Genomic DNA, 13,807 nt, shown 5'->3' on the forward strand with positions numbered 1-13,807 from the left:
GGGCCCGGCCCCCGTAGGCGGCAGGGCCCGAGGACTCGGCCACTACGAACGCGTGGCCCTGACCGGCGTGCAGCCGCCGGTTGGGGCCGACGGGTACCCGACCGGTGAACTCGCCTGGGCCGGATACGGTAGCCCGCCGGTGGATACTGGTCCGGCTATGGCACGGGACGCCAGTCCGTCCATGGTCGGGGCCCCCGCGAACCCCTGATCGATGCCAGGCGCAGAACCACCTCGTCATGTCGAGCTGGGTTCTCCGCAGCCACCTGGGCGGCCATGCACGTCATACGGAACTCTCGGATGTCCCGGAGCGTCTCGAACCCGTCCCAGGTGGTGACGTCGTATCCGTAGGCGCGAACGAAGTCGGTGTACTCCTCGACCGAGATGCCCCCCAGCGTGAACGCCTTCACCGCCGTGGACACCAGATCCCATTCGGGGGGCCCGATCGAGCAACGCTCCAGGTCCAGCAGCACAATGTGGTCGTCGGCGGTCGAGACCACGTTGCCCACCCAGGCGTCGCCGTGGATCACACACGCAGGACGAGCGGGCGGCAGGCCTGCGTATCGCTCCATCAAGTGCTTCAGGTGGTCGCGCATCCATGCACGATCAGCGTCGGAGAGCGTGCGCGCGTGGTGCATGCTCTACGAGCCGGAGGTGCACGCGTTCGGCGGTTCCGCAGCCATAGAGGTCGCTCATGAGCTGTTCCACCACGACAGCCGCAACATCCTCGACTACCTGGCACGGTCAGACACCGGCGCACCAGGCATGCCGGGCCTCGGGCGGCGTGAACTGGCCATCCTGCTGGGCAGCGTGCTGATGCGCGGTGCGGGACAGGACTGGTACGAGCAGGGCGACGTGTGGGCGAGAGTCGCCCAGCACAGACCGGTCGCGCGTCCCGCGCCCCTGGCCGGACGTCTAAGTAGCCTGAGAGCCGCCGTGTACCGGCTCATGACCGTCGACGCGAGCCCGACGAGCGCTCTACTCGGCGGCGGGCCGCTGGCCGCTTTAGCCGACTGGTCCTCGTCGTTCGAGCGAGCAGGACAGCAACTCGCCGCCCTGGCACGGCGCGGGACGCTGGAACGGGGACTGCGAGCCGTCCTCACCCACCACATGATCTTCCATTGGAACCGCCTGGGACTGTCCTACGCGGAGCAAAGCACCCTGGCCACACTGGCGAAAGAGGTAGTCATGGCAGAGCAGGACGGCACCGGATCCACACCAGATACCAGCACAGGCCGCACTACGGGCCGTGAGGCAAACACCGGGATGACCGAAGAGACCATCAGCAACACCACCGCCGAGCGCCTGCGCCACGCGCTGGCTGACCGACTGTGCGATCAGGGGACGGTGCGCACCGAGCGGGTCGAGGCGGCGCTGCGCGCCGTACCCCGCCACCTGTTCGTGCCCGCGGTGCCGCTGGAGGAGGCGTACGCCGACGACCCGGTCTACACGAAGGCGGACGGTGCCGGCGTGTCGATCAGCGCCGCCTCGCAGCCAACGATCGTGGCGATGATGCTCGAACAGCTCCAGGCCGAACCAGGTCAGCGGGTCCTGGAGATCGGCGCTGGTACGGGTTACAACGCGGGGTTGCTCGCACACATGGTCGGCAAAGACGGCCAGGTCACCACAATCGACGTGGACGACGACATCGTGGACGGTGCCCGATCGGGCCTTGCGGCTGCCGACTGCAAGAACGTGCGCGTCATTCTCGGTGACGGCGCACTTGGCTACGCGGACGGCGCACCCTATGACCGGGTGATCGCCACCGTCGGCGCGTGGGATCTGCCCCCGGCATGGCTGGAGCAGCTCGCGCCGGACGGGCGGCTGGTCGTGCCGCTGCGGTTGCGCGGTAGCGTTTCGCGCTCGATCGTGTTCGAGAGCGAAACGGGGCACTGGAGTAGCCGCTCAAGCCAGATGTGCACGTTCATGCCGCTGCGCGGGATCGCCGACGACGCCCGGCGGACCGTCCCGCTGACCCGAGACGGGACCGTCATCCTCCAAGTCCACCAAGAGCAGGCGGTGGACGCCGCAGCCCTCGCGGGCGTACTCGGCCACTCCCGCAGCGAGGCGTGGACGGGAGTGCTGTTCGGTGCGGCGGAGTCGTTCGAGTGGCTGGACCTGTGGCTGACCTGCACGATGGATAACGCCCTGAGCCGGATGCCCGTGCAACGCTCGGCCATCGACAACGGTCTGGTCAAACCCCAGTTCGGCTGGGGCGCCATGGCGGTCACCGACAAAGCCGACCTCGCCTACCTCACCATGCGCCCCGCCGAGCGCGCCGGTGGCACCGGACCGTTGTACGAAGTCGGGGTCATCGGCCATGGCCCCGGCAGCGAGGAACTGGCCGGCCGGGTTGTGAGTGAGATCCGTACCTGGGACCGGGACCACCGGTCACGGACCGTCCAATTTGAAATCCAGCCGGCCGACGCCGGTGAGCCGATCGAGCGGATTCCCAGCCAATTCGCCTTCCACACCCCGCGCAACCGGCTCCTCATCACCTGGCAGTGAGATGGACACCCTAACCCGGATAGCACAGCGCTTCCCGCTGGTCGCCCGCGCAAGACCAGCCTGTCAGCCACTCGATATGCGGGTCGCGGAGGTATGCGATCTCGCGCGGACCGCCGCCAGCCAGACCGGCACCGACTGCCTGGCCTTGGCCGCTACGGCGCACAACAAGGCGGCATTGATCGCCAGCGACTGCGGCCTCGTCGACCTCGCCCGGGCTCTGTGCTGGCAGCAGTTTCACGTCTACCTGCGCGCCCAGCCGTTGGGTGCGCAGGCGGCACGGCACGCCCTGGAACCGGTCGTCAACCTCGCCCGACTGCTGATCCGCGGTGGCGACGGCCAGGGCGCCTACGGACTGCTCGACATGCTGTACCAAGCGGTCCGGTACCGCACAGATGCCGTGATCGACGGCATGCCGGTCTCCTTCCTCAACCTCACCGCCTCGGATGAGGATCACCGCACGCTCTGCCAGTGGCTGTGGACGGTTCTGCTGGCCGACGGCACCCGAGCGCTGGCCGGCGCGGGCAGATGGGACCAGGCACTGGCGCACGCCGAGCAGCACAGCGGCGTCGGCCGGCGGTTGCTGGACGGACGGCAGGTGGCGGTCCTGGCTCGCTGCATCGCAGGTGACCCTGCCTCAGCCCTGGCACTTGTCGAAGAAAGTGCAATGTCTGAAACGTGGGAGCATCCGGTCGCGGCGTGTCTCACCGTGCTCTGCCTCAGGGCCGACGACCGACCGGCCGAGCTCGCTACCTCCGCCATGGAGAAGCACTACCTTGAGCTCGCGCTCTCGCCAGGACTCCTGATATTCCGTACACGCCTGGGCATGACCGTGGTCGACCTGGCCGGTGGCGCCGAGCGGCCCGGCGCGGCCCGAGCCGTCGCTCGTCTTGTGGGCGAGGCAGTGGCGGCCGGGGATGGCTACGCAGCAAGGGACGTGCTCGCGCACGACGCGTGCCGGCCGATGATCACCAGTGCCCAGGAGCGGGCACTCGCCTCAGCCGTCCAGTCCTCCGGGCTTGGACGTGGTGCGATGCCGCCCCAACTGCTGGCTGATCTCCTCACAGCGGTGGAGACGAGCGAGACCGCGGCGGCGCGCAGCCTGAACGCCCCCACCCGGGCGCGGCTCCAAACCTGACAGCACGACGTCCAGGCTGCGCCCACTCCAGCGCGATCCTCCGACGACGTGTTTCCGGTCCCTGCCACCAGGTTACGACTACTGGTCGAGTTCGTACCGAAAGAATCGTCCCGCGAGAAGAACATCCCCCGCAGCGGAGAACTACTACCAGCGCGTATGACCTGAAGAAGCTTGAGCGGGAGGAGTACCTCAGAAAGCTTCGGGCGCGCCCATGGGGCAGGGCGCGCAGCCCTCCCCCCAGTGCGCGCAACTGTCATGCAGGTCAAGGCCTGATTTGGATCAGAAGCTGGCAGATGCAACGCGGGCTCTCCTGGACATATTCGCGTGGACCGACTTCGAACCAGACACCGGTGCTTCCCTTGGAAATGTCCCGAGTGAATCCCCACCGGGCGGACAGTTGGTCAACGAGCGAGATCCCCCGGCCTCCCGTGGAATCCGGCCCCCCGTTGCGAAGGTACGGGACTTTGTTCGAGCCGCGGTCGAGGACGGCGACAAGGGCTCGGGCGTTGTCGCGCGAGACCAGGACCAGGACCAGGAAAGACGGTGCACCACCCTCACCGCCACAGGATCCGTGTTGGATGGCGTTCGTGGCGAGTTCGCTGGTGAGGAGAATCGCGATCTCTTGTGCGGGATGGTGTTCGCCAAGCAGTTCCCCTACGAAGCGGCGGGCTTTCGCCACTTGGTCAGTCGAGCAAGGGAAGCGCCGTGAGATCACCATGTCCGACGGCGGGGCGCCTGCTGAGCCGCCTAGCCTCAGGCTTGCGGCGGGAGCGGCGGATCGAGAGCGGATGTAGGCCGACACCGTTCTGGCCAGGTGTGATAGTCGCAAAGGTGGCGTTCTCATGCGACTCGCCTCGCCACCGGTGCACGCCACGGCCGCAGAGGACCAGTGTTGACCGTGCGTGCACCCGGGTGAGGACCGAGAGATGCGTTCTCGCCGGCAGCCTGGAGTTGCGCCTCACAGTCCTGGACCTGTCGCAGGAGCGCTGCCAGTTGATCGGGGTCAGCAGCTTCGATGAGCCCGGTCACCGTCGAGGCACACCTCGGTTGCATCGCCCACCAAGATCTGGTGGCTTTGCCGTGCCATATCAGCCAGTCAGGGAACTGGTTGGTGAGAAGCCGTGCCAGTACGGCCGGGGCGGTCCCTGCGTACGCCCCACTCAGGCGCACCCCAGGTACCTCGTACGGGGCCTGACCTGCTCGGACGGCGTACTGGGATTGGGCATCAGTCATCGCGTTTGACCCTTCGCTGCGTCGGTGGCGGACGAATGGGCGGGTGCGCGGAGATGGACAGGTCGCGTATGCGCTTCATTTGACCTGGCCGATCTGAGCCCATGCCGTCATCTATTTAGTCACGTTTAGCAGGCACGCTCTCACATTCCGTGACTGCTCTTGTACGATGACCGATGAGTTCCAAGGCCGCAACCTTTTGGGAACGAAACCTTTCATGATCGCAAGATTTCGCGTGACGATAGCGGTCGGTAAGCGGGCAAATACGAGAGGAACTACATGGTTATGCGTAGCGCCACGATCCGTAGCAAGTGGCTCGGCAGCGCTCTCTTGAAGATCCGCAAGGCCGCGGGGCTGACGATCGACGACGTGTCCGCGCGTACCAAGTGGCCCCCGGCAAAGATCAGCCGTATTGAGAATGGAGTGGTGCGCGTCCACTGGGGTGACGTCGCCGATCTTCTCGATCTGTACCAGCTCACTGACGGAGCCCAGCGCGAAGCCCTCCTGGGGCTCGCCAGGAGTGCCCGGGAGCAAGGATGGTGGCACGCTTACGGCGCGACGCTCAACCACCCCTTCGCCGATCTCCTTGGCCTGGAGGCCACGTCGTGCGCGATCAGTACCTATGAAACTCAGATCATGCCTGGGTTGCTGCAGACGCCCGAGTACGCGCTTGCCATGGTGGGTGCCAGCCGGGTCTGGGAGCGGCCTGAAGACGTCGCGACGTTCGTGGACATCAGGACGGCTCGTCAGGCAGTGCTGACTCGATCAGAGCCGATCAATCTGTGGGCGATCCTGGGAGAGGCCGTACTTCGTCAGCGGGTCGGTGGATCTGAGGTGATGCGCGGTCAACTCCGGCATCTCCGTGAGATGGCGGCACGACCCAACATCACCATCCAGGTCCTGCCCTTCTCCGCCGGCGCGTCGACCGGCATGTACGGCCCGTACGTCGTTCTTGAGTTCCCTCAGCCCGGGCTGGGCAAGGTCGTCTTCCTGGAGAACCTCACAGGCGGGCTGTATCTCGAAACCGAAGAAGAGGTCGGTAGATATACGCTGGCATTTGACCATCTGCGGGCGTCTGCACTACCGACAGAAGAGTCGATGAAGCTGATCTCCGCGGTAGCCGGCGAACTGTAGGAAGTGCGTGTGGAACAGCTGACCGGACCTTCTGCCACTGAGTTTCAGGTCAGATGGCGTAAGAGCAGCCACAGCGGTGACAACAGCAACTGCGTCGAAGTCGCCGCCCTGGCCAACGGTGATGTGGCCGTACGCGACTCGAAGAATCCTGTTGGCCCAGCGTTGATCCTCGCGGCGGACGAGTGGGCGTCGTTCGCCGGTGCGCTCCGGGCGGGTCTGCTCCGTCCGTAGACCCTGGCCCGCCGGATCTATCACCGAAGACAAGCTGAAGGTCGAGCCGGAAACAGTGATCGCCCGAGCTGGGCTCGGGCGATCACTGTCACGCGGAATGGCCGAGGAGGGTTACTTCTCCTTGAGCCAGCTCATCATCGGGCGGAGCTTGGCGCCGGTCTTCTCGATGGAGTGCTCGGCCAGCTCCTCGCGGTACTTGCGGAAGTTGCTCTGGCCGCTGTCGAACTCGTCGACGAGCTCGCGGGCGAACTCGCCCGACTTGATCTCGCCGAGGATGCGCTCCATCTCCTTCTTGGTCTCGGAGTTCACGATGCGCGGCCCGCGCGAGTAGCCGCCGTACTCGGCGGTGTCGGAGACGGACCAGTACATCTTGGAGATGCCGCCCTCGTACATGAGGTCGACGATGAGCTTCATCTCGTGGAGGCACTCGAAGTAGGCGACCTCGGGCTGGTAGCCGGCCTCGATCAGCGTCTCGAATCCGGTCTTGATCAGCTCGGACACGCCGCCGCACAGCACGGCCTGCTCGCCGAACAGGTCGGTCTCGGTCTCCTCGGTGAAGGTCGTCTTCAGCGCGCCGGCGCGGGTGCCACCGATGGCCTTGGCGTACGAGAGCACCAGCGGCCAGGCGTCGCCGGTCGCGTCGCGCTCGACGGCGACGAGGACGGGGACGCCGCGGCCGGCGGTGAACTGCCGGCGGACCAGGTGACCCGGGCCCTTGGGCGCCACCATGGCGACGTCCACGCCCTCGGGAGCGTCGATCAGGCCGTAGCGGATGTTGAGGCCGTGCCCGAAGAACAGCGCGTCGCCCTCGACGAGGTTCGGCGCGACGTGCTCGGCGTACAGGTGACGCTGGATGTGGTCGGGCGCGAGGATCATGATGAGGTCGGCCTCCTCGGCCGCCTCCCCCGGGCTGACGACGCGCAGGCCGTCGTTCTCGGCCTTCTCGCGGCTCTTGGAGCCCTCGGGCAGACCGACCCGGACGTCCACGCCGGAGTCACGGAGCGACAGCGCGTGGGCGTGGCCCTGGCTGCCGTACCCGAGCACGGCCACGTGCCGACCTTGGATGATCGACAGGTCGGCGTCGTCGTCGTAGAAGATCTCAGTCACTAGGTTGCCTTTCGTGATTTCGTACGGCTCGCGCCCGCGCGCTCAAGCGCTGCGGTCCAGGGCCCGGAGCGAGCGGTCGGTGATGGAACGGGCGCCGCGGCCGATGGCCACCATGCCCGACTGGACGAGCTCTTTGATGCCGAACGGCTCAAGCACCCTGATGAAGGCGTCGAGCTTGTCCGGCGTGCCGGTGACCTCGATGGTCACCGCGTCCGTGGCGACGTCCACGCAGCGGGCGCGGAAGAGCTGCACGAGCTCCAGCACGTGGCTGCGCGTCTCGGCGTCGGCCCTGACCTTGATCAGTGTCAGCTCGCGCTGCACGGACTGGGAGGGGTCGAGCTCGACGATCTTGATCACGTTGACCAGCTTGTTGAGCTGCTTCGTGACCTGCTCGAGCGGTAGCTCGGCGACGCTGACGACGATGGTCATCCGCGAGACGTCGGCGTGCTCCGTCGGCCCGACGGCCAGTGAGTCGATGTTGAAGCCCCGCCTGCTGAACAGCGAGGCGACCCGGGCGAGGACGCCCGGCTTGTTCTCGACGAGAACCGACAGCGTGTGGCGGCTCATGCGTTCCCTCCCGAGAAACCCGTCAGGCGTGCGAAGCGGCTCACAGCAGCTCCTCGTTGTCCCACACGGGAGCCATGTCCCGAGCGATCTTGATCTCGTCGTTGCCGGTGCCGGCCGCGACCATGGGCCAGACCATCGCGTCCTTGTGGACGACGAAGTCGATGACCACGGGGACGTCATTGATCTCCATGGCCTTGCGGATCGTCGCGTCGACGTCCTCGGGCCGCTCGCACCGCAGGCCGACGCAACCGTACGCCTCCGCCAGCTTGACGAAGTCGGGGATGCGACGGACCGTCTTCAGGTCGGAGTTCGAGTAGCGCTGGTTGTAGAACAGCGTCTGCCACTGCCTGATCATGCCGAGGTTGCCGTTGTTGATGACGGCCACCTTGATCGGCACACCTTCGATCGCGCAGGTGGCGAGCTCCTGGTTGGTCATCTGGAAGCAACCGTCGCCGTCGATGGCCCACACCGTGGCCTCTGGCCGGCCCATCTTGGCGCCCATCGCGGCCGGGACCGCGAAGCCCATGGTGCCCGCGCCGCCGGAGTTGATGAACGTGCCGGGGTTCTCGTACTTGACGAACTGCGCGGCCCACATCTGGTGCTGGCCGACCCCCGCCAGGTAGTAGGCGTCCGGCCCGACGATCTCGCTCAGCCGCTCGATGACGTACTGGGGGGCCAGCGCGCCGTCCTCCGCCTTGTCGTACCCGAGGGGGTAGGTGTCCTTGTAGCCCTGGAGCGTGGTCCACCAGGCGGTGTAGTCGCCGGCGCGGCCCTCGTCGTGCTCGTGCTTGACCGCCGCGACCAGGTCGGTGAGGACCTCGCGGCAGTCGCCCACGATCGGGACGTCCGCGTGGCGGTTCTTGGAGATCTCGGCCGGGTCGATGTCGGCGTGGATCACCTTGGCGTGCGGGGCGAAGCTGTCGAGCCTGCCGGTCACGCGGTCGTCGAAGCGCGTGCCGAGAGCGATGATCAGATCGCTGCGCTGGAGGCCGCCGACGGCCGCGACCGTGCCGTGCATGCCGGGCATGCCGAGGTGCAGGTGGTGGCTGTCGGGGAAGGTGCCCCTGGCCGTCAGCGTGGTGACCACGGGGATGCCGGTCAGCTCGGCCAGCTCGGCCAGCTCGGCGGACGCCCGCGCTTTGTGCACGCCGCCGCCGACGTAGAGCACCGGCCGCTTGGCCTCGACCAGGAGGCGCGCGGCCTCCCTGATCTGCTTGGAGTGCGGCCGGGTGACCGGGCGGTAGCCGGGCAGGCGCATGGTGGGCGGCCACGCGAAGGCGGTGGTCGCCTGGAGCGCGTCCTTGGAGATGTCGACCACCACGGGGCCCGGACGGCCGGTGGAGGCGATGTGGAAGGCCTCGGCGATGATCCGGGGGATCTCGTCGGCATTGGTCACCAGGAAGTTGTGCTTGGTGATCGGCATGGTGATGCCGGAGATGTCGGCTTCCTGGAAGGCGTCCGTGCCGATCAGCGGCGCGACGACCTGGCCGGTGATCGCGACGATCGGCACCGAGTCCATGTAGGCGTCGGAGATCGCGGTCACGAGGTTAGTGGCGCCGGGACCGCTCGTGGCCATGCAGACCCCGACGCGGCCGGTCGCCTGGGCGTACCCCTCGGCCGCGTGGCCGGCACCCTGCTCGTGGCGTACGAGCACGTGCCTGACCTTGGTGGAGTCGTAGAGCGGGTCGTAGGCGGGCAGGATCGCACCGCCGGGGATCCCGAACACCGTGTCGACCCCGACCTGTTCCAGTGCCCTGACGAGGGCCTGCGCACCTGTCATCTCTTCGGTCATCGGCTCGTTTCCTTGCGTGGCTGAGCTGGGTGTGGCCATAAAAAATGCCCCGCCCGCCGGGAGAGGCGGTGCTGGGGCTGGCGCGCAGGCTGGGGACTCTTCGTCAGCGACCCGCGCGCCGGCGAAGTACTACACCGTCAAGCCAGGCTCGCGAGAGCCCGGCGATGAGGTCCCCAGTGATACGCATGCCGCAACGATAGCCCCTGACACATCCGACGTGTCAAATCCCCGGACACATGTCTCACCATATGGGATGTCGGGCGTTTAAGCTAAGCGGTGTTCTGAAGTGGCGACAGGCTCGTGCGCATCAGCGAGTCGACCCCCTTCGCGGCCATGGGCCTGGCCACCAGATAGCCCTGACCTCGGGTGCAGCCCATCTCGCGCAGGAGCTCCAGCTGCTCGGGGCGTTCGATGCCCTCGGCGACGACGATCAGGCCGAGGTCGTGGCCGAGCCGCACGATCGTGCGGGTCAGCAGCGTGAGCGTCTCGTCACGGCCCAGACCCGAGACGAACGACGGATCGATCTTGATCATGTCGACGGGAAGCCGGCGGAGCAGGGCGAGGGACGCGTACCCGGTGCCGAAATCGTCGATCGCGAGCCGCACGCCGAGGGCGCGCAGCTCCGACAGGCGGTTGATGATCTCCTCGGCGTCCTCGACGAGCATCTCCTCGATGACCTCCAGGGTCAGGGCGCTCGCGGGCAGGCCGCTCTCGGCCAGGGCCGCCTCGACGGTCTCCACGAACCGGGGCGCGGTGATCTGGCGGCTGGAAAGGTTGAGCGAGAGCCCGATGTCCCACGAGGACGCCCGCCAGTTGGCGACCTCGCGGCAGGCCTCCCGCAGGATCCACTCGCTCAGGGGGACGATCAGCCCGGTGTCCTCGGCTGCGCCGAGGAACTGCTGGGGAGGGACGAACATGCTCCCCCGGCACCAGCGCACCAGCGCCTCCACCGCCGTGACCCGCGACGTCGCGAGGTCGACCACCGGCTGGTACTCCACGGCGAACTGGTTGGCGAGGAGCGCGCGCTGCAGGTCGGCGGCCAGCTCCAGCCGCCGTACGACGTCGGCGTGCATGTGGGCGGCGAACACCTCGACCCGGCGCCCGCCGAGCTCCTTGGCCCTCGCCATCGCCACGTCGGCGTTGCGGATGAGGTCGCCCGCGGGGACGCCGTCCTCGGCGAACGCCACCCCGACGCTGGCGGTCAGCGCGATGTCGCGGTCGGCCACCCGGAAGGGCTCGGAGGACACCGCGCGCACGAGCCGCTCGGCGAGGTCGATGGCGGTCTGCGCGTCGGCCGTGCCCGAGCTCGCCGACGCGCCGGACCCACCCGAGCTGCCCGACTCCAGGAGCACCGCGAACTCGTCGCCGCCCCAGCGGGCCAGGGTGTCGTCCGCGCGTACGGCCGCGCGCAGCCGCCGGGCGGCCTGGCTGAGCAGGTAGTCGCCGCTGGCGTGGCCCACGGAGTCGTTGACGCCGGTGAAACCGTCAAGGTCGACGAAGACCACGGCCGTGCGCCCGGCGCCCCTGCGGGCGAGCACCTCGCGGGTGCGCTCCTCGAAGTAGGCGCGGTTGGGCAGGCCGGTCACGCCGTCGTGGAAGGTCAGGTGGGCGACCTGGTTGCGCAGCGCGACCTGGTCGCTGACGTCGCGCGTGGAGATGAGGACGAGATCCTCACCCTCGTGCGGGTGCCGGGTGGCGACGGACTCCGCGGGCCGCCAGGTGCCGTCGGCCGCGCGTACCCGGCAGGAGACCACGCAGGCGCCCTGGCGGTCGCCGGAGGACTCCTCCTCGGCCGTCATCGCCCGCAGCGCCGCCTGTACGGCGGGCGCGTCCTCGGAGTGCACGTAGTCGAGGATCGAGTCGCCGACCAGCTCCTGCGGGGGGTAGCCGTACAGCGCCTCGACCCCGGACCCCATCTCGCGGATGACCCCGTCGAGGTCGCAGACGAGGACGACGTCTCCCGCGCTCTCGGCGAAGTGGATGAGCCGGCGCTCGCCCGACTCCACGGTGCCGCGCATGCTCGCGGTCTCCAGGGCCAGCACGAACACCCGGGCGAGCAGCACGACCACGACCGAGCCCGCGACGATCGGCAGCACCGCCACCGGATCGTCGGGCCGGCCCGCCAGCACGCGTACGACCAGGACGACCGCGGCGATGCCCGCCAGGGCGAGCGGCGCGCCGTCGACCACCGCGGAGGGCGTGGACCGCACCGGCTTGGCGCAGTCACGGCTGGCCCAGGGCGTGGCGGCGAGCAGCAGGAAGGCGACGGGGGCCAGCATGCCCGCGATGAGCGGCGGGGTGCCCCCCACGGTGAGCCGCCCGACCGCCGTGGCCAGCTCGCCGACGGTGATCGCCACGAGCACGGTGAGCCCGGCCATGCCCGCCCGCCGGCCGCGGGAGCGGGCGGCCAGCACGGCGGGGACCACGGCGCAGGTCGTGAGCAGGCACACCACGGGCAGGGCCAGCGTGCTCGGCTCCTCGGCCTTGGCGTAGGCGGGCGCGAGCAGCACGACCCAGCAGATCGCGAAGAGCGACGCGGCGCTTATGTAGGCGCTGGAGACGTAGTGGAGCAGCGACCTGCCGTACGCGGGCCGCTCCACGCTGACGCCGCACCCGATGGCGAGCAGCAGGGTGCCCACGAGCAGCAGGACGTCGGCGAAGGTCAGCACGAAGGGCGTGCCCTCCGCGATCGGCCGCAGGCCGACGCCCGCCAGCCACGTGATCGCCCCCCCGGCGAGCCAGCGCCAGGACGAGGACGGAGGCGGCGGGCTGGTGCGTACCGCCGCCACGAACAGCGAGACGACGGCGAGGAGCCCCGCCACCACTCCCGCGACGGCGGTGACGACGGAGGACGATCCGCCGACGAGAAGGGCAGCCGCGAGGCCCACCGCGCCGAGCCCGGCGGCGGCGGTCAACGGGACCCTTGGGTCACGAAGGCCGTTCAACGTCGTCGCCCATACGGCTCATCCCTGTCACGTCGCCAGTGTCGCGCCCGCCCGGCGGCGGAAGGGGCGACAACCGCCCAGTCGTCACCGATCTGATAACCGCCGTGGTGCCCGCGAACGGTTTGCGCGGTGAGATTCACGGTACGCAGCTGAGGTCACGAGGCAGCCACGGTCTGGGTTTGCTTTCCTATCGGTCCGAGTCAGAAAGATGTGTCAAGCACGTCAGTAGGACCCGGTGATCACGTTGTTCAGCGGTTCCCCGGACAGATATCTCAACATTTGAGACCGTACGAGCTTGCGCGCGCGCCTGATCGAGGCGGGCGTGCTGCCTGCCACGTGCGGCGTGATGAAGACCCCCGGAGCCGTCCACAGGGGATGGCCCTCGGGAAGGGGCTCGGGGTCGGTCACGTCGAGGGCGGCCCGGAGCCGGCCGCTCTGGAGCTCGGCGACGAGCGCGCCGGTGTCGACCACCGGGCCCCTGGCCGCGTTGACCAGCACCGCGCCGTCCTTCATCCTCGCGAGGAACCCGGCGTCCACCAGGCCCGCGGTGCCCGGGGTCGAGGGCACCAGCAGCACCACCACATCGGCCTCGGGCAGCAGGGCGGGAAGCTCGTCCTGCCCGTGGACGCCCTCGCGGGCGCTCGTCGCCACCCGGACGACGTCGACCTCGAACCCGTCGAGGCGGCGCTCAAGGGCCTGGCCGATGGAGCCGTACCCGATGATCAGCACGGTGGCGTCGGCGAGCACTCCCGTGTAGCGGTACGTCCACTCGCCGCGCCGCTGAGCGTCGGCGAAGGCGGGGAAGTCGCGCAGCACCGCGATCATCGCGCCGACGGCCCACTCGGCGGTCCCGGCCTCGTGGACGCCCCTGGCGTTGCACAGGACGACCCCGTCGGGCAGGTGCGGGCGGTAGGCCTCCACGCCCGCCGTCACGGTCTGCAGGAGGCGGAGCTTCGCCATGCGGCCCAGAAGCTCCGGGGTCCGGCGCGGCGGCACCAGCGGGGGGACCCAGACCTCGACCTCCTCGGCCCCCTCGGGCGGCCGGGGACCACCGTCGTAGAGGACGCAGTCGACGTCGGGCAGGTCGGTCAGAACTTCGACGACGGCCTGCGAGGGAGCCCAAATCTTCATGACCGTTAAGCCTAACGATCCCCTACTGGG

General features: G+C 68.6%; 11 protein-coding genes. 4 read left to right on the forward strand and 7 right to left on the reverse strand.

Annotation, left to right across the window (positions count from 1 at the left end; all coding sequences use genetic code 11):
• Positions 1-155: 155 nt before the first annotated feature.
• The gene (locus AB0O34_RS01905; protein WP_363911522.1) at positions 156-635 is read right to left on the reverse strand and encodes a phosphotransferase; all 480 of its coding nucleotides are present in this window, start codon (positions 633-635) and stop codon (positions 156-158) included.
• Here AB0O34_RS01905 and fxlM point away from each other — a divergent pair.
• A complete protein-coding gene (gene fxlM / locus AB0O34_RS01910) occupies positions 619-2,505 on the forward strand; it encodes a methyltransferase, FxLD system (protein ID WP_363911524.1) in 1,887 nt (628 codons plus the stop codon). The two genes, AB0O34_RS01905 and fxlM, sit on opposite strands and share 17 nt — an antisense overlap.
• Positions 2,506-2,581: 76 nt before the next feature.
• Complete coding sequence (locus AB0O34_RS01915) at positions 2,582-3,640, forward strand: hypothetical protein (protein WP_363911526.1); 1,059 nt, start codon at positions 2,582-2,584, stop codon at positions 3,638-3,640.
• A gap of 262 nt (positions 3,641-3,902) precedes the next feature.
• On the opposite strand, the gene AB0O34_RS01920 is transcribed toward AB0O34_RS01915, so the two are convergent.
• On the reverse strand, positions 3,903-4,484 hold the full coding sequence (locus tag AB0O34_RS01920) for an ATP-binding protein (protein ID WP_363911528.1): 582 nt from the start codon (positions 4,482-4,484) through the stop codon (positions 3,903-3,905).
• Positions 4,485-5,149: 665 nt separating this feature from the next.
• On the opposite strand from AB0O34_RS01920, the gene AB0O34_RS01925 reads away from it, so the two are divergent.
• On the forward strand, positions 5,150-6,004 hold the full coding sequence (locus tag AB0O34_RS01925) for a helix-turn-helix transcriptional regulator (protein WP_363911530.1): 855 nt from the start codon (positions 5,150-5,152) through the stop codon (positions 6,002-6,004).
• 9 nt (positions 6,005-6,013) lie between these two features.
• Complete coding sequence (locus AB0O34_RS01930; protein ID WP_363911532.1) at positions 6,014-6,235, forward strand: DUF397 domain-containing protein; 222 nt, start codon at positions 6,014-6,016, stop codon at positions 6,233-6,235.
• Between the two features lie 111 nt (positions 6,236-6,346).
• Here AB0O34_RS01930 and ilvC read toward each other — a convergent pair whose 3' ends face one another.
• From ilvC to AB0O34_RS01955, 5 genes are all read right to left on the reverse strand, one after another.
• The gene (gene ilvC, locus AB0O34_RS01935) at positions 6,347-7,333 is read right to left on the reverse strand and encodes a ketol-acid reductoisomerase (RefSeq protein ID WP_363911595.1); all 987 of its coding nucleotides are present in this window, start codon (positions 7,331-7,333) and stop codon (positions 6,347-6,349) included.
• Between the two features lie 51 nt (positions 7,334-7,384).
• A complete protein-coding gene (ilvN, locus tag AB0O34_RS01940; protein ID WP_363911534.1) occupies positions 7,385-7,909 on the reverse strand; it encodes an acetolactate synthase small subunit in 525 nt (174 codons plus the stop codon).
• A 40-nt stretch (positions 7,910-7,949) separates the two neighbouring features.
• Entirely contained in the window at positions 7,950-9,740 is a 1,791-nt protein-coding gene (locus AB0O34_RS01945) for an acetolactate synthase large subunit (RefSeq protein ID WP_363911536.1), read from the reverse strand.
• 230 nt (positions 9,741-9,970) lie between these two features.
• Entirely contained in the window at positions 9,971-12,616 is a 2,646-nt protein-coding gene (locus AB0O34_RS01950; protein ID WP_363911538.1) for an EAL domain-containing protein, read from the reverse strand.
• Positions 12,617-12,868: 252 nt separating this feature from the next.
• Positions 12,869-13,777 (reverse strand): 2-hydroxyacid dehydrogenase, encoded by a 909-nt coding sequence (locus tag AB0O34_RS01955; RefSeq protein ID WP_363911540.1) that lies wholly within the window; start codon positions 13,775-13,777, stop codon positions 12,869-12,871.
• Between the last annotated feature and the right edge of the window lie 30 nt (positions 13,778-13,807).

This window comes from Sphaerisporangium sp. NPDC088356, assembly GCF_040685555.1.
Taxonomy (GTDB): domain Bacteria; phylum Actinomycetota; class Actinomycetes; order Streptosporangiales; family Streptosporangiaceae; genus Sphaerisporangium.

Excerpts from the sequence above, each read along its gene's own strand:
- AB0O34_RS01945 (WP_363911536.1), bottom strand. The coding sequence starts at position 9,740 with ATGGCCACACCCAGCTCAGCCACGCAAGGAAACGAGCCGATGACCGAA.
- AB0O34_RS01955 (WP_363911540.1), bottom strand. The coding sequence starts at position 13,777 with ATGAAGATTTGGGCTCCCTCGCAGGCCGTCGTCGAAGTTCTGACCGAC.
- AB0O34_RS01920 (WP_363911528.1), bottom strand. The coding sequence starts at position 4,484 with ATGAGAACGCCACCTTTGCGACTATCACACCTGGCCAGAACGGTGTCG.
- AB0O34_RS01925 (WP_363911530.1), top strand. The coding sequence starts at position 5,150 with ATGGTTATGCGTAGCGCCACGATCCGTAGCAAGTGGCTCGGCAGCGCT.
- AB0O34_RS01915 (WP_363911526.1), top strand. The coding sequence starts at position 2,582 with ATGCGGGTCGCGGAGGTATGCGATCTCGCGCGGACCGCCGCCAGCCAG.
- ilvN (WP_363911534.1), bottom strand. The coding sequence starts at position 7,909 with ATGAGCCGCCACACGCTGTCGGTTCTCGTCGAGAACAAGCCGGGCGTC.
- AB0O34_RS01905 (WP_363911522.1), bottom strand. The coding sequence starts at position 635 with ATGCACCACGCGCGCACGCTCTCCGACGCTGATCGTGCATGGATGCGC.